The organism is Pseudotabrizicola sp. (genome assembly GCF_030656345.1).
Classification (GTDB): Bacteria; Pseudomonadota; Alphaproteobacteria; order Rhodobacterales; family Rhodobacteraceae; genus Pseudotabrizicola.
Genome location: NZ_JAUSNR010000019.1, coordinates 1 through 19,147 on the forward strand (window position 1 = coordinate 1; position 19,147 = coordinate 19,147).

General features: G+C 64.1%; 22 protein-coding genes. 7 read left to right on the top strand and 15 right to left on the bottom strand.

The window, feature by feature from the left end:
* Positions 1 to 341 precede the first annotated feature (341 nt).
* The gene (locus Q7J44_RS10255) at positions 342 to 605 is read left to right on the top strand and encodes a YjhX family toxin (protein WP_304879518.1); all 264 of its coding nucleotides are present in this window, start codon (positions 342 to 344) and stop codon (positions 603 to 605) included.
* 141 nt (positions 606 to 746) lie between these two features.
* Here the strand turns inward: Q7J44_RS10255 and Q7J44_RS10260 are convergent, their stop codons facing one another.
* The 10 genes from Q7J44_RS10260 to argH form a co-directional block, all read right to left on the bottom strand.
* Entirely contained in the window at positions 747 to 1,508 is a 762-nt protein-coding gene (locus Q7J44_RS10260; protein ID WP_304879520.1) for a TSUP family transporter, read from the bottom strand.
* An 84-nt stretch (positions 1,509 to 1,592) separates the two neighbouring features.
* Positions 1,593 to 2,423 carry an SMP-30/gluconolactonase/LRE family protein gene (locus Q7J44_RS10265; protein WP_304879522.1) on the bottom strand — a complete coding sequence of 277 codons (831 nt, stop codon included), beginning with the start codon at positions 2,421 to 2,423 and terminating at the stop codon, positions 1,593 to 1,595.
* Positions 2,420 to 3,028 carry a 2-dehydro-3-deoxy-6-phosphogalactonate aldolase gene (locus Q7J44_RS10270; protein ID WP_304879524.1) on the bottom strand — a complete coding sequence of 203 codons (609 nt, stop codon included), beginning with the start codon at positions 3,026 to 3,028 and terminating at the stop codon, positions 2,420 to 2,422. The genes Q7J44_RS10265 and Q7J44_RS10270 overlap by 4 nt, the downstream gene beginning before the upstream one ends.
* Complete coding sequence (locus Q7J44_RS10275; RefSeq protein ID WP_304880348.1) at positions 3,025 to 3,924, bottom strand: 2-dehydro-3-deoxygalactonokinase; 900 nt, start codon at positions 3,922 to 3,924, stop codon at positions 3,025 to 3,027. The genes Q7J44_RS10270 and Q7J44_RS10275 overlap by 4 nt, the downstream gene beginning before the upstream one ends.
* Before the next feature lie 11 nt (positions 3,925 to 3,935).
* Positions 3,936 to 4,163, bottom strand: a complete 228-nt coding sequence (locus Q7J44_RS10280; RefSeq protein ID WP_304879525.1) for a hypothetical protein — start codon at positions 4,161 to 4,163, stop codon at positions 3,936 to 3,938.
* Between the two features lie 59 nt (positions 4,164 to 4,222).
* Complete coding sequence (locus tag Q7J44_RS10285) at positions 4,223 to 6,709, bottom strand: TIGR02302 family protein (RefSeq protein ID WP_304879527.1); 2,487 nt, start codon at positions 6,707 to 6,709, stop codon at positions 4,223 to 4,225.
* 29 nt (positions 6,710 to 6,738) lie between these two features.
* A complete protein-coding gene (gene lysA, locus Q7J44_RS10290) occupies positions 6,739 to 8,004 on the bottom strand; it encodes a diaminopimelate decarboxylase (protein ID WP_304879529.1) in 1,266 nt (421 codons plus the stop codon).
* A gap of 88 nt (positions 8,005 to 8,092) precedes the next feature.
* Entirely contained in the window at positions 8,093 to 8,401 is a 309-nt protein-coding gene (locus Q7J44_RS10295) for a DUF2834 domain-containing protein (protein WP_304879531.1), read from the bottom strand.
* A gap of 58 nt (positions 8,402 to 8,459) precedes the next feature.
* On the bottom strand, positions 8,460 to 8,591 hold the full coding sequence (locus Q7J44_RS10300; protein ID WP_304879533.1) for a hypothetical protein: 132 nt from the start codon (positions 8,589 to 8,591) through the stop codon (positions 8,460 to 8,462).
* A complete protein-coding gene (gene argH / locus Q7J44_RS10305; protein WP_304879535.1) occupies positions 8,588 to 9,991 on the bottom strand; it encodes an argininosuccinate lyase in 1,404 nt (467 codons plus the stop codon). The genes Q7J44_RS10300 and argH overlap by 4 nt, the downstream gene beginning before the upstream one ends.
* A gap of 22 nt (positions 9,992 to 10,013) precedes the next feature.
* On the opposite strand from argH, the gene Q7J44_RS10310 reads away from it, so the two are divergent.
* Positions 10,014 to 10,553: a TlpA disulfide reductase family protein gene (locus Q7J44_RS10310; protein ID WP_304879536.1), complete on the top strand. Its 540-nt coding sequence runs from the start codon at positions 10,014 to 10,016 to the stop codon at positions 10,551 to 10,553.
* 110 nt (positions 10,554 to 10,663) lie between these two features.
* Here Q7J44_RS10310 and fliP read toward each other — a convergent pair whose 3' ends face one another.
* Genes fliP through fliF form a run of 4 tightly spaced genes read right to left on the bottom strand, consistent with a single transcriptional unit; the run spans position 10,664 to position 13,866 of the window.
* On the bottom strand, positions 10,664 to 11,392 hold the full coding sequence (fliP, locus tag Q7J44_RS10315; protein WP_304879538.1) for a flagellar type III secretion system pore protein FliP: 729 nt from the start codon (positions 11,390 to 11,392) through the stop codon (positions 10,664 to 10,666).
* Positions 11,393 to 11,400: 8 nt separating this feature from the next.
* Entirely contained in the window at positions 11,401 to 11,670 is a 270-nt protein-coding gene (locus Q7J44_RS10320) for a FliM/FliN family flagellar motor switch protein (RefSeq protein WP_304879540.1), read from the bottom strand.
* The gene (locus Q7J44_RS10325; protein WP_304879542.1) at positions 11,663 to 12,262 is read right to left on the bottom strand and encodes a flagellar biosynthesis protein; all 600 of its coding nucleotides are present in this window, start codon (positions 12,260 to 12,262) and stop codon (positions 11,663 to 11,665) included. The genes Q7J44_RS10320 and Q7J44_RS10325 overlap by 8 nt, the downstream gene beginning before the upstream one ends.
* Positions 12,262 to 13,866 (bottom strand): flagellar basal-body MS-ring/collar protein FliF, encoded by a 1,605-nt coding sequence (fliF, locus tag Q7J44_RS10330; RefSeq protein ID WP_304879544.1) that lies wholly within the window; start codon positions 13,864 to 13,866, stop codon positions 12,262 to 12,264. Before fliF ends, Q7J44_RS10325 begins: the two co-directional genes overlap by 1 nt.
* 121 nt (positions 13,867 to 13,987) lie before the next feature.
* On the opposite strand from fliF, the gene fliL reads away from it, so the two are divergent.
* The 5 genes from fliL (at position 13,988) to Q7J44_RS10355 (ending at position 18,550) form a co-directional block, all read left to right on the top strand.
* On the top strand, positions 13,988 to 14,470 hold the full coding sequence (gene fliL, locus Q7J44_RS10335) for a flagellar basal body-associated protein FliL (protein ID WP_304879546.1): 483 nt from the start codon (positions 13,988 to 13,990) through the stop codon (positions 14,468 to 14,470).
* Between the two features lie 11 nt (positions 14,471 to 14,481).
* Positions 14,482 to 14,859 (top strand): hypothetical protein, encoded by a 378-nt coding sequence (locus Q7J44_RS10340; protein WP_304879548.1) that lies wholly within the window; start codon positions 14,482 to 14,484, stop codon positions 14,857 to 14,859.
* Positions 14,856 to 15,425 (top strand): MotE family protein, encoded by a 570-nt coding sequence (locus tag Q7J44_RS10345; protein WP_304879550.1) that lies wholly within the window; start codon positions 14,856 to 14,858, stop codon positions 15,423 to 15,425. The genes Q7J44_RS10340 and Q7J44_RS10345 overlap by 4 nt, the downstream gene beginning before the upstream one ends.
* A gap of 63 nt (positions 15,426 to 15,488) precedes the next feature.
* The gene (motA, locus tag Q7J44_RS10350; protein ID WP_304879552.1) at positions 15,489 to 16,358 is read left to right on the top strand and encodes a flagellar motor stator protein MotA; all 870 of its coding nucleotides are present in this window, start codon (positions 15,489 to 15,491) and stop codon (positions 16,356 to 16,358) included.
* On the top strand, positions 16,355 to 18,550 hold the full coding sequence (locus tag Q7J44_RS10355) for a hypothetical protein (protein ID WP_304879554.1): 2,196 nt from the start codon (positions 16,355 to 16,357) through the stop codon (positions 18,548 to 18,550). Before motA ends, Q7J44_RS10355 begins: the two co-directional genes overlap by 4 nt.
* A gap of 58 nt (positions 18,551 to 18,608) precedes the next feature.
* Here the strand turns inward: Q7J44_RS10355 and Q7J44_RS10360 are convergent, their stop codons facing one another.
* Positions 18,609 to 19,127 (bottom strand): DUF2478 domain-containing protein, encoded by a 519-nt coding sequence (locus tag Q7J44_RS10360; protein ID WP_304879556.1) that lies wholly within the window; start codon positions 19,125 to 19,127, stop codon positions 18,609 to 18,611.
* Between the last annotated feature and the right edge of the window lie 20 nt (positions 19,128 to 19,147).

Here is a 19,147-nt window from a genome sequence, read left to right on the forward strand (position 1 = left end):
TGTTTGCGTGAAAGCCCACTGGTCAGCGCGATCCGCACCGCATCCTTGCGAAATTCTTCCGTCCTGACTGTGCCCATGGTTCATCTCCTTTGCTGCACATTACGCTATCAAAGGAGCGGCACCAAACCGCGACAAGACCAACCCTCCGCAGGCTTGCATGCCCGACACGTCTCTCCTAAATTCTCATGCGGGCGACGACACACTGCGTCGCCCGGACAACGGAGTCCTTATGTCAGAGCTTGTGACTTAAGGCTCTCTGAGCCTCAGAGAGCCGCGTGAAACCAAAGCCGCCGGGTGCCTGAACGCCCGGAGTTTTTTCACGTCTTTCACAAGAGACTTCCATGAACATCTCAAAGAATGAACAGCGTGCCCTGCACGTTCTGGCCCTTGGCGGCCGCATCCTGCACGAGCGGGACAATGGCCGGAAAATTACCGCTGTCACCTGCGTCACACGCGAAGGGATGATCCTTTCCGATTTCGATCTGACGGTCTTCGGCAAATTGCGGCGAAAACGGTTGATCGAATCCCACGCGGGCAGTCCCTACCGCATCTCGAAACGCGGGCGGCTTTCGGTCCGTGCTCAACTCGACAATCAGGGCACATGACAGGCCGATCCGCTGACATTGACAAAAGACCTGGCCGCGCGGCTTTGGCTGTGCGGCCCGGCCAAAGGTTAAAAGTCCCTTAATCCCGCACCATCAACCCATTGAACTCAAACGATCTCATAAACTTCCCCCTGTGTTACACTACCCCCAGACCTGCCACAGCAGCCGGGCCGCCATCAGGGTCGATGTGGTCACCAGCAAGGGCTTGATCAGCCGCGCCCCCACCCGCATTGCCAGCCGCGCCCCCAGCAAGGCCCCCGCCGTCTGGGCCAGTGCCATCACCAGCCCCACCGCCCACCAGGTCGCCCCCGAAAACACGAACACCGCCAGCGACCCAAGGTTGGAGGCGAAGTTCAAAAGCTTGGTATGGGCCGTCGCCTTCAGCACGCCGTACCCCGCCAGCATGATGAACCCGATCATGAAAAAGCTGCCCGTGCCGGGGCCAAAAAATCCGTCATAGGCGGCAATCAGGGGCACGGCGGTAAAGGTGAACACCCCCGGCCCCATCCGCTGCACCCGGTCCAGATCGGTCAGCCCCGGCTTGATGGCAAAGAACAGGGCCACCGCCACCAGCACCACCGGCATGATCACCCGCAGCACCTCGGCCGGGATCAGATGCGCCACCAGCGCCCCGCCCGCGCCCGCAAGCAAGGCAAGCAGCGCCATCCCGGCCTGATCTTTCAGCCGCACATGCCCGGCACGGGCATAGCTGATCATCGCCGTGCCCGACCCGAAGCTGCCCTGCAGCTTGTTGGTCGCCAGCGCCTCCACCGGGTTGGCCCCGGCCAGCAGCAGTGCGGGCACCGTGATCAGCCCGCCGCCCCCGGCGATGGCATCGACAAAGCCTGCAACAAAGGCGGCCAGCACCAGCAGCGCCACAAGCTCGGCAGTCACTTCAAACATATTGGCCCCACAAGGATTGCGGGGCCGTTCTGATCGTGTAGGCAGGTGAAGTAAAGAGCGCTGCAGCGCCGCCTTCTGGCCGGGTCAGAGAATCACGCGCGGTTCAGCACGGCCCATGAACGGGGTATCTATCGCAAAGGTCTGGCCATTGGCCGGGTTGTCATCGGTCAGGTCCCGCGCGGCAGAGGTACAGTACAACCGGCTGAAATCCGCGCCGCCAAAGGCCGGGCAGGTGGTCTGCGGGCAGGGAAAATCAAACGTCGCCAGCTTTTCCCCGCCGGGCGTATAGCCCTCGACACAGCCACGGCCCCAGAAGGCGATCCACAGATTGCCCGCCGCATCGGTGACGGCTCCGTCAGGATACCAGTCCTGTGCAGTGAAATCCAAAATCACCTCAGGGCGCGCCTCCGGCCAGCCATCCGCATCAAGCGCCACGCGCATCACCTGATGCGTGGGTGTGTCGCTGAAATAGGCGGTGCGGCCATCAGGGGCAAAGCATTGGGCGTTGGTCACGGTGATGCCACCCCACAGCTTACGCAGCTCACCCTTGTAGTAGCGGTAAAACGCGCCTGCGCCCTCGGCCTCGGCCTTGGCCATGGTGCCGATCCAGAACCCGCCCATCGGGTCGGCGCGGCCATCGTTTGACCGTGTGGCGGGATTGTCTGCCTCCAGCGCACATAGGGTTTCCTCGGCCCCGGTTTCCAGATGGAATCGGAACAGCCGCGATTCTGATGCGATCAGCAGCTCATCGCGGCTGACCCAGCCTGCGGCGCTGACCATTTCGGGAAAGTCCCATTGGCGGCTGGCAGAGTGCAGCCGCTTGCCGACAATGTCGAACCACAGCAATTCCCCGCGTTCCGGGTGCCAGAGCGGGCCTTCGCCAAGGGTGCATGTGGTGGTGTTGAAAACGGTCATGCCTTGGCCTCGTCGTAAGCGGTCACGATAGCCCGCGCCCGCGTGGTGACATCCGCCACCGACAGGCCGGGGGTATAGATGGCAGTGCCGATGCCAAAGCCATCGGCACCAGCCTTGATCCAGTTGGAAAAATTCTCCGGCCCCGCCCCGCCAACCGCATAGACAGGGGTGGCGCGCGGCAACACGGCGCGCATCGCCTTGATGCCGGCGGGGCCGATCAGCGAGGCGGGAAAGATCTTCAGCCCGTCAGCCCCGGCCTTCAGCGCGGCAAAGCATTCCGTCGGGGTCATCACGCCGGGCCAGGAGTCCATCCCACGCGCCTTGGTAGCCGCGATCACCTCGGCGTCGCAATTTGGCGAGACGATTAGCGTACCGCCTGCCGCCTGCACTGCCGCCACATCGGCCACGCTCAGCACCGTGCCCGCGCCGATCTGCGCCCGCCCCTTGCAGGCCTGCGCCATTGCCGCAATCGACAGCAGCGGGTCGGGCGAATTCAGCGGCACCTCTATCCGGGTGATACCCGCAGCGATCAGCGCCTCGGCCACCGGCACCGCTTCTTCCGGCGTGATGCCACGCAGGATGGCGATCAGATTGCGGTGAGTCATGGCGTGGTCTCCAACTGAAGGGCAAGGCTGGCAAGGCCAGCCAGAGTGCATTCGGTGGCGGGCAGGGTGCGCGCCGTAACCCCTTGGGCAAGCAGCGCGCGGGCATAGTTGGCGCACAGCGCCTCCGCCCCGATCAGGGTGACTGGCTGGCCCAGCCAATAGGGCTTGGCAGCGGCCAGTTCGACACCGATCAACAGGCCCGACAACCGCGACCGCGCGCTTTCCGGCAGCAGACCGGCCAGCAGCCCCTCGGCCCGCAGGGTGAACAATTGCGCCCCGATCCGGTCGGGGCGCGACAGTGCATCGGACAGACCCGCATCAAACGCCGCATCGTCCCAGCCCGTGCCCACCATCCCATGCCGCAGGACCGAGTGTTGCGACAGCAAGGCGAACAGCTCTCCGGTCATATAGGTCTGAAAGCTGACCACCTCACCCGCGCTGATCTGCGCCCATTTGGAATGAGTACCGGGCAGGCACATCACCCCGTCAAATGCCGGGTGCAGGGCAAGCGCCCCGGCGATCTGCGTCTCCTCGCCGCGCATCACATCGGCGGCCCGGGTCTGTTGCAGCCCCGGCGCGATGAACATGGCGATGCGCGCATCCTGCACCGGAACCCGCACCAACCCGCTGCGGTCCAGCGGCGCGCAGGGCACGGCGCGGTACGGTGCCTCATGCCAGCCCTGACGGCTGCCAACCATGCCGCAGGCGATCACTGTTGTCTCACCGGCCCCAAGCCATGGGGCGATCAGCTCCAGCAGGGCAGGTTCAAACTGATCCCGCGTCAGTTGTCCCATCCCGTTGTCGGATGAGGCGTGGGCCAAAATCCCCTCGGCCCCCATCGCCCAGACCCGCAGGTTGGAGGTGCCCCAGTCGACCGCAATCCAGTCAATCGCTATCCTGTCTGGCGTCACAGCCGCTCTCCTTCCGGCATCCACATCGTTGGGGGCCATGCCACGGGCAGCCGAATCCCCTGCGCCATCGGCGCCTGCCCGGTCAGGGTCAGCGGCCCGTCTTTCAGCGCATTCGGCCCCCGCGATTGCGGCGGCCTGTCTGCCCCGTTGCGCAAGGTGATACGGTAGCGCGCCGCAAGGTCAAGCCCGGTCAGCCGCAAAAGTGCGGCAGCATCTGCACGCATTGCACGTGTTGCCCGGCAAAAACCATCAAGCGCGCCATCTGCGGCCAGCCGACTGAACCTCAGAACATATCCAGCAGGCGGCGCAGGTACTCACGCTCCGCCTCTGGCCGCAGTTGCTCGCCGGTGCGGCGGCGGATTTCGTCGAGCAGATCCTGCGCGCGGCGATACACATCCTCGCCCTGCAGCATGTTGCGGTCTGACCCGATGCGGGCGGAATCGCCCGGCTCGCGGCCCAGCGGGTCACGCTGGCTGTTGGGGTCGGCGCGGCCAAAGGCCTCGCCCTCAGTTGCACCGTTCTGCTGCTGGCGCTGTTCTTCGGTCAAAGCCTCGCCAAAGTTGCGCATGCCTTCGCGCAGGGCCTCCATCGCTTCGGCCTGACGGTCCAGCGCGCCGGGCAGATCGCCGCCGCGCAGGGCATCTTCGGCCTCGCGCATCGCGCGACCCGCGCGGTCCATCTGCTGGCGCCCGGCCTCACCACGTTCGCTGCCCTCTCCCGGCAACTGCCCGCGGCCAAGCTGGCCCAGACGGTCGCGCAATTCCTGCTGACGCTGGGCCAGACCTTCGCCGCCCTGACCTTCGCCCTCTTGTCCCGGCTGCTGCCCACCCGGTTGCCCATCCTGCAGATCGCGGAAGGCGTCATCCGACAGGCCCTGCTGATCGCGCAGGGTCTGGCCCAGATCGCGCATGGCCTGATTGCCCTGCCCTTGACCTTGGCCTTGGCCCTGCCCTTCGCCTTGCGCCACCTGCATGTTTTCCATCAGCTGGCGCAGCATCTCCATCAGTTCCTGCGCTTCGGCCATGCGGCCTTCTTCCATCAGCTTTTGCAGCTCATCCAGCATCTGCTGCAGCTGGTCGCCCGACATGGTCATGCCTTCCATGTTCTGGGAAAGCTGGCCTTCGGGGTTGCGCTGCGCCTCTTCGGCCAGTTGCTGCATATAATCGGCAAGCGCCTGACGCATTTCCTGCATCAGCTGGTCAATCTCTTCCGGGCTGGCCCCATTGCGGATGGCCTCATCCAGCCGGTCCTGCGCGCGGCGCAGGCGTTCCATCGCAGATGCCAGATCGCCCTCTTCCACCAGTAGGGCGATCTGCCACAACTCTTCGGCAATCTCATCGCGGATGTCCGGCGACAAACTGGCCTTTTCCGCATCAAGCTGCCGCATCACCACCCGCAGCCGCAGATAGGCGCGCTGGTTGCGGATGAATTCTTCGGGCTTATGCGTCACCGCTTTCAGCACCTGTGCCGAGCGCGCGGCATTGTCGCGCGTCCACAAAAGATCACGCCGCATCTCGATCAGCGCGGCGGCCAGCGGGTCAAAGAACCGCTTGCCGGGCAGGATCACGTTCAGCGGGGCTGCCGCCCCCGACTGGCCCGCCGCATCGGTGGCCGAAAATGTCATAGTCACTGGCAGATTGGCAAAGGGGTGCTGCGACAGATCGTCGATCAGAATCTCGGAAAACGCTGCGCGATTACCGGTCACCGGCATCGGCAGGTCCAGCACCACAGGCTCGCGCGGCTCCGGCTGTGCCGTCAGGCCAAAGCGCCGGTCAATCCCGGGCAGGTTCAGCGCGATGCTGACTTGCCCCGCCACCACGCCATAGTCGTCGCTGGCGGCAAATCCTTGCCGGAAGCGCCCGTCAGCCTCGCGCCCGATCTCGCCTTCTGGGGTGATGGCCGGGGCCTGATCGGGGGTGGCGGTAAAGGCCCAGGCCCGCCCGCCGGGGCCGTCAATCGTGACCGATCCCGATGTGTTCAGCACGAAATCGCGGGCAACGCTTTGCACGGCATCGGCTGGTGCATCCGTGGCACCCGACACGGTTTCGGTCAGCGTCAGCGCGCTAACTTCACCATACAGCCGGAACTGCATCCGGGTGCCGACGGGCACCTCCAGCGACTCCGCCGTCACATCGTTCAGATACAGCGTCGGCTTGCCGGTATAGGCGGGCGGCTGTGCCCACCCCTCCCACGTTGGCCCCGCCGCGAGCGATCCCGCCGCCCCCGGCGCAAGCGCTGCCACCGATGTGACCCGCCACAAAGACCCGAACATCAGCGCCATCACGAACGCCGTCAGCGCCACATAGCGCAGCGCAAACGGGTCGCGCGATGACAGGCGCAGGTCAGGCTCCACCGCGCGCGCCTGTGCGGCCCGTGCCGCCATCCGCGCCTGATGCGCGCGCCACACTGCGAGCGAGGCCGGGTCACCGGCCCCGATCGCCTGCACATCGGTCAGCGCCGCAATCGGGTTGCCGGGCAGCCGCGAATCAAGCCGGACCAGCGCCTCGGCCCGCTTTGGCGCACGAAACGCCCGCAAGCCATAGGCCAGTGCCACCAGCGCCGCGACCGCTATGGCCGCCGCCACACCCCAAAGAATATCAAATGAAACATGGTCCTGCACCCCAAAGGCAAGGGCCGCCAGCACCGCCAGAGCCAATGTCCACAGCGGCCAGAACGCGCGCGTCAGCCGTTCCGCCCACATCCCCATATGGGTCAGACGCAACGGCGCGGCGATGCTTTTCATCAGGTCATTCGGGTCGGAAACCGCCATGCCAGCCTTTCCATCGGCTGAACGGGGTGTCACAGCCATGTGGGGATGGTATCGCGCGAAAGGATTTCGTCAAAGGTCGGACGCGCCCTTATGACAGCGAAGTGATCCCCTTTGACCAGAACCTCGGGAATAAGCGGCCGTGTGTTGTATTCCGAGGCCATCACCGCCCCGTAAGCCCCCGCGCTGCGGAAGGCGATCAGGTCGCCTTCGGCCAGCGGGGCAAGCGCGCGCTGCTTGGCAAAGGTATCCCCCGTCTCACACACCGGGCCGACCACATCATAGGTCTGCATTTCTTGCGCCACCGCAGGTTCGACCACCGGCACGATATCATGATGCGCACCATACATCGACGGGCGCACCAGATCGTTCATCGCCGCATCGACAATCAGAAAATCCCGCCCCTCACCGTTTTTCACATAGACAACCGATGACACCAATATCCCGGCATTGCCCGATATCAGGCGCCCCGGCTCGATTTCAATCTCGCAGCCCAGATCGCCCACGGTACGCTTGATCAGCGCGCCGTAGTCGGTCGGCAACGGCGGCGCCTCGTTCGAGCGGGCATACGGAATGCCCAGACCGCCGCCCAGATCCAGCCGTTCAATGCTGTGACCTTCGCTGCGCAAGCGGCGGGTCAGGTCAGCCACCTTCAGATAGGCCTGCTCAAACGGCTCCAACTCGGTCAGCTGGCTGCCGATATGCACGTCGATGCCAATGACACGTAGACCGGGCAAGGCAGCCGCCTCGGCATAAACCTCAGACGCGCGGGCAATCGGGATGCCGAATTTGTTCTCGCTCTTGCCGGTCGCGATCTTCTCATGCGTTTTCGCGTCCACATCCGGGTTCACGCGAATGGTGATCGGGGCCACCACGCCCAAAGACACCGCCACTTCGGACAGCGCGCGCATCTCGGGTTCCGATTCCACGTTGAACTGCCGGATGCCCCCGGTCAGCGCCAGCCGCATCTCTTCGCGCGTTTTGCCAACGCCGGAAAACACAATCCGCTCTCCCGGAACGCCAGCGGCACGCGCACGGCGGTATTCGCCGCCCGACACCACATCCATGCCGGCACCCAGATCGCCCAGAAGCTTCAGCACCGCCACATTCGACAGCGATTTGATCGCAAAACACACCAGATGCGGCAGTGGCGACAGCGCCTCGGTGAACAGATGGTAGTGGCGGGTCAGCGTGGCCGCGGAGTAGCAATAAAACGGCGTGCCGACCGTGGCTGCGATATCGGCAATCGCCACATCTTCAGCATGCAGCATCCCGTTCTGATACAGAAAATGGTCCATGTGCCCCGCAACCCCGGCTACCCCGCGCGCCAGCACTATCCCCTGCCGCGCGCAAATTCAAACGGAACCGTGCAGGCCCCCGGCAGCCTCAGCGTGACCGCAAAAACAGATAGAGCGGCAGGCCACAGCTGACCCCGATGCAGAACGTGGCGGGAATGGCGATCAGATTTCGCCATGCCTTCCGCCGCATGGTCTCGACGATCACCCAGACCGTCAGCGCAATCGCGGCAATGGTGAGATCCCAGGTCAGACCAGTGGTCGAGGCATTGACATACCAAGCGTCGATCAGCCCTGACAGCCCGGTGCCGGTTTCGCGCATGTACCTGACAAACCAGTACATCGGATGCACGGCACCCCAAACGGCCAAGGCCAGATAGATCATGCGGATCAGTGTCATCGCTCGCCCTTTCGTGACTTGGGCACAGTTAGTGCAACAGGATGGCCTGACCAGCGGATCAGTTCAACACCACCCCGACCCGCGCCTCACCCGTCATTGTGACGCCCGGCTGCGGGCGCTCCGGCGCACCATCGGCCCCGCAAGCGGTAAGGGTAGCCAGCACAGCCATCAGACCCAGTACACGCATCATGCCAAAATCTCCTTCCAGCGCGCCACCTGTACTCGCACCTGATCCGGCGCGGTGCCACCGTAGGACTGCCGCGACCGCACCGAGTTTTCCACGCCCAGCACATCAAACACATCGGCGCGGATGCCGTCATGCACGCTCTGCATCTGCGATAGTGTCAGGTCCGGCAGATCACAGCCCGCGCTTTCGGCCAAGGCCACCAGCGTCCCGGTCACATGATGCGCGTCACGGAACGGCAGGCCCAGTTCACGCACCAGCCAGTCGGCAAGATCGGTCGCGGTGGAAAAGCCGCTGGCCGCCGCCTGCGCCAGCACGGGGCGGTTGGCGGTCATGTCGCCCACCATGCCGGTCATTGCGGCCAGACCCAGCATCAGCGTATCGGCGGCGTCAAACACCTGCTCTTTATCTTCCTGCATGTCCTTGGAATAGGTCAGCGGCAGGCCCTTCATCACCGTGAACAGCGCCACCGTTGCCCCCAGGATCCGCCCCAGCTTGGCGCGCAGCAATTCCGCCGCATCCGGGTTCTTTTTCTGCGGCATGATGCTGCTGCCCGTCGTCCATTTGTCCGACAGCCGCACAAATCGGAACTGCGCCGAAGACCAGATCACCAGCTCTTCGGCGAACCGGCTCAGGTGCATGGCACAGATGCTGCTGGCCGCCAGAAACTCCAGCGCGAAATCGCGATCGCTGACGGAATCGAGGCTGTTGGCCGTAGGCCGGTCGAACCCCAGCGCACGGGCGGTCATCTGACGGTCAATCGGGAACCCCGTTCCGGCAAGCGCCGCCGCCCCCAGCGGGCATTCGTTCATCCGCGCCCGCGCATCGGCAAAGCGTGACCTGTCGCGCGCGAACATCTCGACATAGGCCAGCATGTGGTGCCCCCATGTCACAGGTTGCGCGGTCTGCAGATGGGTAAAGCCCGGCATCACCCAATCTGCCCCGGCCTCTGCCTGCGCGACAAAGGCGCGCATCAGCGCGGTCAGCCCGTCAATCGCCGCATCACATTGATCACGCACCCAAAGCCGGAAATCCACCGCCACCTGATCATTCCGGCTGCGCGCCGTGTGCAAACGCCCCGCTGACGCGCCGATCAGCTCTTTCAGCCGGTTTTCCACGTTCATGTGGATGTCTTCCAGATCAGTGCGGAACGGGAACCCGCCCGTTTCAATCTCTGACAACACGGTGAGCAGGCCTTCCCCGATCGCTTCCGCATCGCTAGGTGTCAGAATACCTGTCGCGGCCAGCATCGCCGCATGGGCGCGCGACCCGGCAATATCCTGCGCGTAAAGCCGCTGGTCGAACCCGATCGAGGCGTTGATCGCCGTCATGATCGCGTCCGGTCCTTCGGCGAAACGCCCGCCCCACATCTGGTTGGCGGTTTTTGGATCTGCGGGTGCGGTCATGGATGCGTCTTTCGGAGGGGTTATGCTGCGGAAATCTCTGGCTGTCCTTTATACGGCCTTGGCGCTTGGTGCAAATCCGGTGGCGGCAGATGTGGCGGACCTGCGGACCGGCGACATGAAAAAGCTTGCCCTGCATGCCGCACCAGTCGCGCTGGCAGAGGTCGGCCTGCTGGACGCCGAAGACAATCCGAAGTCGATGGCCGAGTACCACGGCAAATGGGTGGTGCTCAACTTCTGGGCCACCTGGTGCGCGCCCTGCCGGCACGAGATGCCCTCGCTCGACCGGTTGCAGGCCGCTATGCCGGACATCGCCGTGGTGCCGGTCGCCACTGGGCGTAATGCCGTGCCGGGCATCCAGAAATTCTACGCCGAGGCAGGCATCGAAAACCTGCCCGTCCTGCGCGACCCGACATCAGACCTCGCCCGCTCCGCCAGCGTGATGGCGCTGCCGGTCACACTGATCCTGAATCCGCAAGGCCAGGAAGTTGCGCGCCTGATCGGCGATGCAGAATGGGACAGTGACAGCGCCAAGGCCGTTCTGCGGGCACTCGCCGCGCAATAGCGCTTTGGCGGCATCCCGGTTCGGGCTGCATTTCTGAACGACCATTTGATGCCCATTGTCGCGTAGCTTCGGGTCAGCGGGGGTGAGAAGGCGTAACCATCTGACAGATATTACAAATAACTTCGCACCAAAGCCTGCGCGATCAGGCTCCAGCCGTCCGCCACAACAAAAAATGCCAGCTTGAACGGCAGCGACACAATCGCGGGCGGCACCATCATCATCCCCATCGACATCAGCACCGCCGCCACCACCAGATCGATGATCAGAAACGGCAGGAACACCAGAAAGCCGATTTCAAACGCCAGCTTGATCTCGCTCAGCATGAAGGCCGGCACGAGCACTGACAACGGGGCATCGGACAAGGCGGGGGGCAACGGGCCGGGGCGCAGTTCGGCCAGCTGGGCAAACGTCTCCGGGTCCAGCCTGGCGGCCATGAATTCGCGGAACGGGGCCACTGTCAGGGTAATGGCCGGCCCGATCTCCAGCTCTTCCCGGCTCAGCGGGCCAAGGCCGTTGGTCCAGGCTTCGGTGAACACCGGGTCCATCACATACCAGGTCAAAAACAGAGCCAGACTGACGATCAGCATGTTGGGCGGGGCCTGTTGCAACCCGATGGCCTGACGCAGGATCGACAGCACCGTCACCACAAAGGGAAAGCAGGTCACCATGATCGCCAGCCCGGGGGCCAGGCTAAGCACCGTCAGCAGCAGGATCAGCTGCACCGACCGCGCCGAAAGCGACGGCCCGTCGCCAAGATCAAGCGACAGGTTCTGCGCCATCGCGGGCCCTGACAGAATGGCGATCAGGCCCAGCAGCAGACCGGCGCGCAGAAAGGGCATTCTGCGCCTCACAATCCGCCGCGCAGATTGGCCACTTCGATCAGCCGCACCGCCAGCTGCCCGGCCTGTTCGCCCTCCAGCTCCTGCAATTCGCCGCGCGCGATCAGCCGGTCACCGATGTACAGTTCCACCGGGTCTTCCACCCGCCGGTCCAGCGGCAGCACCGCATCCTGCCCCAGCCGCAGCAAGTCGCGCACCAGCGGCCGCGCCTTGCCGACCGAGACCGTGATCTCTATCGGCACCTGAGCAAACGGGTTTGCGTCTGTCGGATCAGCCATTTGTGTCATCCTTTTGGGAGTATTCAAAAAAATCATGCACCGCGCGGGTGATCTCGGCCACCGCATGATCAAGGTCGACACGGTGTTCCACCTGTCCCAGCCGCAGATAGACCTGCCCTTCGCCCAGGGTGGTTTCCTCAACAATCTCCAGCGGCAGACCCGTCGCCCGTGACAAAAGCTGCTCGACTGCGGGCCGGGCGGCCGGGTTCAGCACCACATGCACCTTGGCATCCGCAAGATCATCCAGCAGTGGCATCACCGTCTCCAGCACCACAGGGGCCAGCGCCGTCTGTGCAAGCGGGGGCAGAAGCTGGGTGCACAGCTGGGTCAGGAGCGGTTGAACAGACTGCAGGATGTGCGCGCGGGCCTCCTGAAAGGTAAAGGCCATCTGTTGCAGGTTGTTGGCCAGCTCAGAGCTGATCCGGGTCTGGTCATCCTGACTTGCCGCTGTCGCATCCTCCCAACCTGCTGCATAGCCGGTTTCATAGGCGCGCAGCCGGGTGTCTTCGATGGCTGCATTGTCCATTACCACGGTCTGGCTGCTGTCGCGCTGCGACGGCGATTCAAAGACCTCCAGCTTCAGCGGCGGCATCAGCTGCGCTCCTCTTCTTTTTCCATCCAGTTGCGCAGAATCTCGACCGATTCGGTCTGGCGTTCGTCAATCAGGCGGCGCAGCCGCGCCACCGGATCGTTTTGCGGTGCGCCATAGACACCAGCGTCGTCAAAATTCACCATTGGCATTTCCGGCAGATCAAAACCGTCTGCAATCTCGCCGGTCAGCCCTCCAAACCCCCCCGTATCCAACGGGCCCGGCAGGGACAGCGCGCCACCGCCAGGGCCCGGCAGCTCCGCCGCCGCGCGCTGGGTCAGCAGCGGACGCAGTACAAACAGGCCAAGCACCAGACTGACCAGAGCCAGAATCAGGATCTGGAAAAGCGACATGATGTCGATCGGCCCGATCGGCGACAAAAATCCTGCCTCTGCCAAAGCACCCGCGTCGGGCAAAAGGTTGAATTCCATGGATTTGAGGGTCAGCACATCGCCCCGCGCCTCATCCAGCCCGGCGGCAGAGCTGACCAGTTCGCGCAGATCGACCAGCTCCGCTTCGGACCGGGGTTGCCAGCTCAGTGTGCCATCAGCAGCCGTAACCTGTTGACCGTCCACCAGAACAGCAACGGTCAGCCGGCGGATGGCACCGGGTTCGCGCAGCAGCTCCCGCTGGGTCTGCGAGACCTCAAAGTTCACACGCTCGCGGCTGGTGGTGCTCTGGCTTTCGCCGGTCGAGCCTGCAGCACCGTCGCCATCGGGCAGGTTTGACGCGACAGTCACGCCAGCCTGCCCGTCCTTTGATGTATCGCTGCTTTGTTCGGTATCCGACGAAATCGCCACCCGTGCCTGCGGATCAAAGGTACGCTCGGTGATGGCTTCGCGGTCGCGCACCACATCGACAGACACTTCCACCACCGCCTTGCCCGGACCGACGCGGGCGGCCAGCAGGCGTTCGACGTTGTGCTTGATGTCCAGCGCGCGCGCATCCCCTGCAGAGGTGGCAGTGGCCGATGCCTGCCCGGCGATCAGGCCCGCGACCGAATCGATGACCGACACATCGTCCGGCTTCAGATTGCCGGTTGCGCTGGCCACCAGATGGCGCAGCGCATTTGCCTGTTCAGACGAAAGCGTACCCGCCGACGTTGTGACTGTGACACTGGCCGTCAGGGTCTGATCGCGCAGAAAACCGCTTCGGTTGCCCTGCGAGATGTGCACACGTGCAGATTTGATCTGCGGCATAGCCAGGATGGTGCGCGCAAGTTCCCCTTCCTTTGCGCGCCAGTACGCCGCATCGAACATCTGCGAGGTGGTGCCAAATCCCGTCAGACCGTCCAGCAATTCATAGCCCGCCCCGCCCGAAGCCGGCAGTCCCTGACCCGCCAGTTGCATGCGCAAGCCGTCGCGGGCGGTCGTCGGTACATAGATCGAATTTCCGCGGACATCATAGGTGACACCGGCCTGATCCAGCGCGGTGATCACATCGCCCGCCGTCCGCCCGTCCAAACCGGCGTAAAGCAGGCTTTGGCCGCCGGATTGCCCCATCCGCGCAAGGGCCAGCACCGAAAGGAACATCCCGACAGTCGCCGCAACCAGCACGATCCGCTTGGCCAGCGTCAGCCCCAGCCATAAGGAAACGAGATTGTTCACACCAGTCCTCCGTCTTGCAGACTTCTGCCTGCGCTTCGACTGATCAATGAAGGATGTGCCTTAACAATCGGTTAGTGACCTTTGATCTATTTTGGTCTCGCAGAACAGATGTGAGCCCGCGATGACCCATGCCGACACTCCGACTGACGAACTGCCGAAAAAGAAGGGCAAGCTGCCGCTTCTGATCGGGCTGGCGGGGGCGATTGCCCTTGGTGGCGGCGGATTTTATGCAACCTATTCAGGCCTGATCCTTGGGTCACCGGGGGCGCACGCCCCGGCTCCGGGCGGGGCAACGGCGCTGCCCAGTATCGTCTTTGTGCCGGTGGAGCCCATCACCATCAGCCTCGGGCCGCAGTCCCGGTCACGGCACCTGCGATTCGCCTCGCAGCTGGAAGTGAACGCCGCCCATGTGGCCGAGGTGCAGCTGTTGCTGCCCCGGGTCTCAGATGTGCTCAACAGCTACCTTCGTGCTGTTGAGCTGACCCAGCTGGAAGACCCCGCAGCTCTCATGCGGCTCAAGGCGCAGATGCTGCGCCGCGTCCAGATCGTCACCGGGCAAGACCGGGTACGTGATCTGCTCATTTCTGAATTTGTCCTGAACTGAAGGGGAGCATCATGAACCTGATTGCCGATTTTCTCATGGCTGCCGGTGCCTTTTCGGTTGCTGTCTACTGTCTGGTCCTCTCGCGCCGCCTCAAACGGTTCACTGCACTGGAATCCGCCATGGGGGGGGCGATTGCGGTGCTGTCCGCGCAGGTGGATGATATGACCAAAGCGCTGGAACAGGCGCGGTCGTCGGCCCGGAAATCTGCCTCCGGGCTGGACGATCAGGTGCGCCGTGCCGAAGCGGCAGCCGCCCGGCTTGATCTGATTCTCGCCTCGATGCACGACCTGCCCGAAGAAACTGCGGCAGAACAGGAGCCTGCAGAGGACAAACGCCTGAAATTCGTGCGCCGCCGCCCCGACCGTGCCGTGCTGAGGGTGGCGGAATGACCGCGCGACCCAGCACAGCCGGGCGCGGAACGCTGGCGCTTCTGGCTCTGGTTCTTGCGGCAGCCGGGGCCTTGCGACTGGGGCATGGCATCGGGGCCGCGATGGCGCTTCAGGCCGCCGAAGACCCCGCCGTCAGCGCAGAACCTCTGCAATGCCCAGCACCCCCCGCCGCACTGGCACAGGCCCTGCGGGACCGCGACGCCGCCCTGACCGCGCGCGAAGCCGCCTTGCAGGACAGGCTGGCTGCATTGTCCCTGGCTGATTCTGCCCTGACCGCGCGCCTGGCAGAGCTGGAAGCCGCCGAGACAAGTCTGCGAAACACGCTCGCCATTGCTGACGGGGCCGCCGAGAAGGACCTTCAACGGCTGACCACCGTGTACGAGGCGATGAAACCGGCCGACGCCGCAGCGATCTTTGAAGCCATGGCGCAGGAATTTGCAGCCGGTTTTCTGGGTCGGATGCGCCCTGATGCCGCCGCCGCAGTCCTTGCCGGAATGAAGCCGGAAACTGCCTATGCAATCACCGTGTTGATTGCCGGGCGAAATGCCCTTGCTCCAAAGGAATAAGGTCAGCCTTTCTTTACATCTGGCTGCAATGATCGGGCCGAACAACAGCAGGATGGGAAGCGGATGTTTGGCTTCATTGGCATTGGTTTGATCTTTGTGATGGTGTTCGGCGGCTATATGCTGGCGGGCGGCAAGCTGGGGATCATTCTGAAAGCGCTCCCCTTTGAAATGATGATGATTGGGGGGGCGGCAATTGGTGCCTTCCTGATTTCCAACAATATTACTGTGGTCAAGCACACCGCCAAGGATCTCGGCAAGGTCTTCAAGGGCGCGCACTGGAAACCGGCAGATTACCGTGATCTGCTATGTCTGCTATTTGAACTGATCCGTCTGGCCCGGTCAAACCCGGTTGGGCTTGAGGAACATGTTGAAAATCCGGGAACATCCACCATTTTCGGGCGCTATCCGAAAATCCAGAAAGATCACGAAGCCGTCGATCTGATTTGTGATACCTTCCGGGCCGCTTCGATGAATTATGATGACCCGCATCAGGTGGAAGAGGTTCTCGACAAACGGATGGAGGCGACGCAGGTCCATGCGCTTCACTCCAGCCATGCCCTGCAATCGATGGCCGATGCGCTGCCCGCGCTGGGGATTGTGGCTGCCGTTCTGGGCGTGATCAAGACGATGGCATCCATCGACCAGCCACCGGAAATACTGGGAAAGATGATCGGCGGCGCACTGGTCGGCACGTTTCTGGGGGTGTTTCTGGCCTATGGCATCGTTGGGCCCTTTGCCGCCCGCGTAAAGGCCGTGGTGGATGAAGATGCGCATTTCTATCAGCTGATCCGTGAAGTGCTGATCGCCAATCTGCACAACCATCCGGCCAATATCTGCATAGAAGTGGGACGTCAGAACACGCCCCACTCCGTGCGCCCCAGCTTCGGCGATCTGGAAGAGGCGCTGCGCGGTCTCAAGCAGGAAGCGGCATGAAGGTTCTGCTTCTGCTTTTTTCCCTTGTTGCCGGGCAGGCGCAGGCTCAGGCGCTGGGTGTGACGGTCAGAACGGGCGATCACGGGGCTTTCACGCGGGTCGTTCTGACCTTCCCTGCGCGGGTGAACTGGGTTCTGGGGCGGACATCAGCGGGCTACGGCCTGCGGGTGGCTGGGCCAAGGTTTACCTATGACCTGTCGTCGGCCTTTGACCGGATCAGCAAGGACAGGTTGCGCACGGTCTGGGCAGATCCGGCAAACGGGGATCTGATGCTTGGGGTTGATTGCCCGTGCCACGCCATTCCCTTTGAACTGGGCAGCAGAATTCTGGTGATCGACATCCGGGACGGTGCGCCGCCGCCGAATTCCAGCTTTGAACGTCGGCTTGTCGACGGCACGCCGGCCCCGCCGCTCCGGCCTGCCCCGCCGGCACGCCCGCGCCGGTCCGGCGACCTGACGGCCGGCTATGACTGGCTTGACCGGCCGGCTCCTGTCCAGCGCGCCGCACCCGGGCGGGCGGCAGAGCCGGGGCTCACCGGGCTGGACAGTGACCTGCGGCTGCAGGACTTCCGCACCATGCTGATCGAGGAAATGGGGCGCGGGGCCACCCAAGGCGTGGTCGAGATGGAGGTGCCGTCGCGGCCCCCTGAACCGACCTCTGACAACGCTGTGACGTCCCTGCCCGACAACGCCCGCGCTGCTGTCAACGAACTGCCGGGCATCGGCATTTCGTCGGGGCCGGACTCTCCCCCCGCTCTGATGGTTCAGGGCAGCACTTGCCCTGAACCTGCCGATGTCGATGTCGCCACATGGGTGGAGAGCGAGGATGCCGCAGAGGCGTTGGGGCGCGCCCGTGCCGCCCTGCTGAGCGAATTTGATGTTCCGGACCCGGACAAGGTGTTGCAGGCGGTGAACACGCATCTGCACTTCGGCTTCGGCGCAGAGGCGCGGATGATGATGTCCAGCTTTATGCCCACCGGGAAGGACACGGCCCTGCGCACCGGCCTGTCTTATCTGCTGGACGGCGATGTGCCGCCTGACAACCCGTTCCTGTCAATGCAAAGCTGCGACTCTGCCGCCGCGCTCTGGGCCCTGCTGGCCGCCCCGGAGGGGGAGGTGCTGCCCTATCTCAACGGTGCCGCAATCAGCCGCAACTTTCTGGGGCTGCCGGCCCATCTGCGCACGACACTTGGGCCAGAAGTGGCAAAGCGGTTGTTGAAAGCGGGTGACGGTGCCAATGCCCGCGTGGTCACGCAATCTTTCGCCCGGGCGGCACCGCAGGGAGACCCGACGGTTGATCTGCTCACCGCAGATCAGGCCCTGCACGCAGGGTCTCCCGCAGAAGCCGAAGCCGCCTTGCCAAAAGAGGCGACCGGCGAAACCGCAGTCGCGGCTCTGTTCACACTGGTCGAGGCGCGGTTTCAGCAGCGCAAAGCTGTTGAGGGCAAGGACATTCTGGCGCTGGAGGCGTTTTCCTTCGAACATGGCAATGGTCCGCTGCGGCCCCGGCTGGATCGGGCGCTTGCCCACGGTGCTGCGCTGGGGGGGGATTTCGCGGCGGCGTTTGGCCATGCACAAGGCACAGCCGCGCTCGAACGCGATGTCTGGATGCTGCTGGGCGAAACGGGTGCCGAGTCGCAACTGTTGCTGCATGCGGTCGGGCTTGACCCGGTCCGGCGAGATGCGCTGCCACTGCCGATCCGCAGCAAACTTGCCGAACGTCTGCTGGATGCCGGATTGCCCAACAGCGCGGCAGACTGGGGGCAATCGGGCGATCTCGATCCCGGTCTTGCGGCCCGCATCGCCCTGGCCAATGGCGACGCGCGCGCGGCGCTACGGTCCCTTGCTGCACGCTTGCCGGATGCCGACCCTGATCTGCTGGCCGCCTCTTACGCGGCTTTGGGTGACTATGATGCGGCGGCGAGCGGGCTGGAAGCCGCCGGAAATCTGGCCGGGGCCGAACGGTTGCAACGCTGGGCCGGTGCCTGGGCTTCACAGGCCGATGCTGATACAGACGCGTCAATCCCGGCGAACAACCCTTGGGCCGCAGTGGCCGGTCTGATCGACCCAGATACCGCCGTGGCGACCGCCCCTCCGTTGCAGGCAGGTCTGACGCAGCTGGATCAGAGCGCCGCCACGCGTCAGGCCATTGCCGACCTTCTGGCAACCGCCCCGATGGATACCCCACCCTGAGCGAATGAGCGCAAATCGGCAAAAGTGAGCAAACTTTGCACTCGTTCACCCCCGCGGCCTAAGCCCGCAACTGCGTCCCGGCCTGTCGCTGGCACCACGCCATGACGGCTGCTTCATCTGTCCCCAGCGCTATGGCAAATGTTCCGGCAAAAAGATCAAACCCCGCCCGGTTCTTTTCCGAAACGCTGATCAGCACCGGCACCCCCAGCGCCATGGCCTGCGCGATGACCGGGCGAAAGCCCCGGCCCTCGGCCTCTTGCTTGCCGAATTTGTTCAGGATCAGCAGCTGCGGCGGCGCGGCATTCAGAGCCGCATCCACCCGCCCGGCCGCGTCTTCCAGCCCGGCAGCATCCAACCGGCAGCCCCGGGCATGTTGGCCCAGGCTCTGGCTGATCCGGACGATGCTGTCGTCCGTCAACAGCCGCAGGTCCATCAGGCAGGGTCGGTCGGGGTCGGTCTCGGTATTGACCTGCACCACGCCGCCCAGCACAACCCCTGCCGCAGCAAGCCGCTGGGCCACGCGGGCCAGCAGCCGGTCGCCATCTCCCCGATCCGGGGCGGATACAAATGCCAGCATCTTCACCTGCCCCGTTGGCT

What these genes read in the sequence shown, in the direction of transcription:
- Q7J44_RS10255 (WP_304879518.1), top strand. Translation starts at nt 342, where the DNA reads ATGAACATCTCAAAGAATGAACAGCGTGCCCTGCACGTTCTGGCCCTT.
- Q7J44_RS10260 (WP_304879520.1), bottom strand. Translation starts at nt 1,508, where the DNA reads ATGTTTGAAGTGACTGCCGAGCTTGTGGCGCTGCTGGTGCTGGCCGCC.
- Q7J44_RS10265 (WP_304879522.1), bottom strand. Translation starts at nt 2,423, where the DNA reads ATGACCGTTTTCAACACCACCACATGCACCCTTGGCGAAGGCCCGCTC.
- Q7J44_RS10270 (WP_304879524.1), bottom strand. Translation starts at nt 3,028, where the DNA reads ATGACTCACCGCAATCTGATCGCCATCCTGCGTGGCATCACGCCGGAA.
- Q7J44_RS10280 (WP_304879525.1), bottom strand. Translation starts at nt 4,163, where the DNA reads ATGCGTGCAGATGCTGCCGCACTTTTGCGGCTGACCGGGCTTGACCTT.
- Q7J44_RS10285 (WP_304879527.1), bottom strand. Translation starts at nt 6,709, where the DNA reads ATGGCGGTTTCCGACCCGAATGACCTGATGAAAAGCATCGCCGCGCCG.
- lysA (WP_304879529.1), bottom strand. Translation starts at nt 8,004, where the DNA reads ATGGACCATTTTCTGTATCAGAACGGGATGCTGCATGCTGAAGATGTG.
- Q7J44_RS10295 (WP_304879531.1), bottom strand. Translation starts at nt 8,401, where the DNA reads ATGACACTGATCCGCATGATCTATCTGGCCTTGGCCGTTTGGGGTGCC.
- Q7J44_RS10300 (WP_304879533.1), bottom strand. Translation starts at nt 8,591, where the DNA reads ATGATGCGTGTACTGGGTCTGATGGCTGTGCTGGCTACCCTTACCGCT.
- argH (WP_304879535.1), bottom strand. Translation starts at nt 9,991, where the DNA reads ATGACCGCACCCGCAGATCCAAAAACCGCCAACCAGATGTGGGGCGGG.
- Q7J44_RS10310 (WP_304879536.1), top strand. Translation starts at nt 10,014, where the DNA reads ATGCTGCGGAAATCTCTGGCTGTCCTTTATACGGCCTTGGCGCTTGGT.
- fliP (WP_304879538.1), bottom strand. Translation starts at nt 11,392, where the DNA reads ATGCCCTTTCTGCGCGCCGGTCTGCTGCTGGGCCTGATCGCCATTCTG.
- Q7J44_RS10320 (WP_304879540.1), bottom strand. Translation starts at nt 11,670, where the DNA reads ATGGCTGATCCGACAGACGCAAACCCGTTTGCTCAGGTGCCGATAGAG.
- Q7J44_RS10325 (WP_304879542.1), bottom strand. Translation starts at nt 12,262, where the DNA reads ATGCCGCCGCTGAAGCTGGAGGTCTTTGAATCGCCGTCGCAGCGCGAC.
- fliL (WP_304879546.1), top strand. Translation starts at nt 13,988, where the DNA reads ATGACCCATGCCGACACTCCGACTGACGAACTGCCGAAAAAGAAGGGC.
- Q7J44_RS10340 (WP_304879548.1), top strand. Translation starts at nt 14,482, where the DNA reads ATGAACCTGATTGCCGATTTTCTCATGGCTGCCGGTGCCTTTTCGGTT.
- Q7J44_RS10345 (WP_304879550.1), top strand. Translation starts at nt 14,856, where the DNA reads ATGACCGCGCGACCCAGCACAGCCGGGCGCGGAACGCTGGCGCTTCTG.
- motA (WP_304879552.1), top strand. Translation starts at nt 15,489, where the DNA reads ATGTTTGGCTTCATTGGCATTGGTTTGATCTTTGTGATGGTGTTCGGC.
- Q7J44_RS10355 (WP_304879554.1), top strand. Translation starts at nt 16,355, where the DNA reads ATGAAGGTTCTGCTTCTGCTTTTTTCCCTTGTTGCCGGGCAGGCGCAG.
- Q7J44_RS10360 (WP_304879556.1), bottom strand. Translation starts at nt 19,127, where the DNA reads ATGCTGGCATTTGTATCCGCCCCGGATCGGGGAGATGGCGACCGGCTG.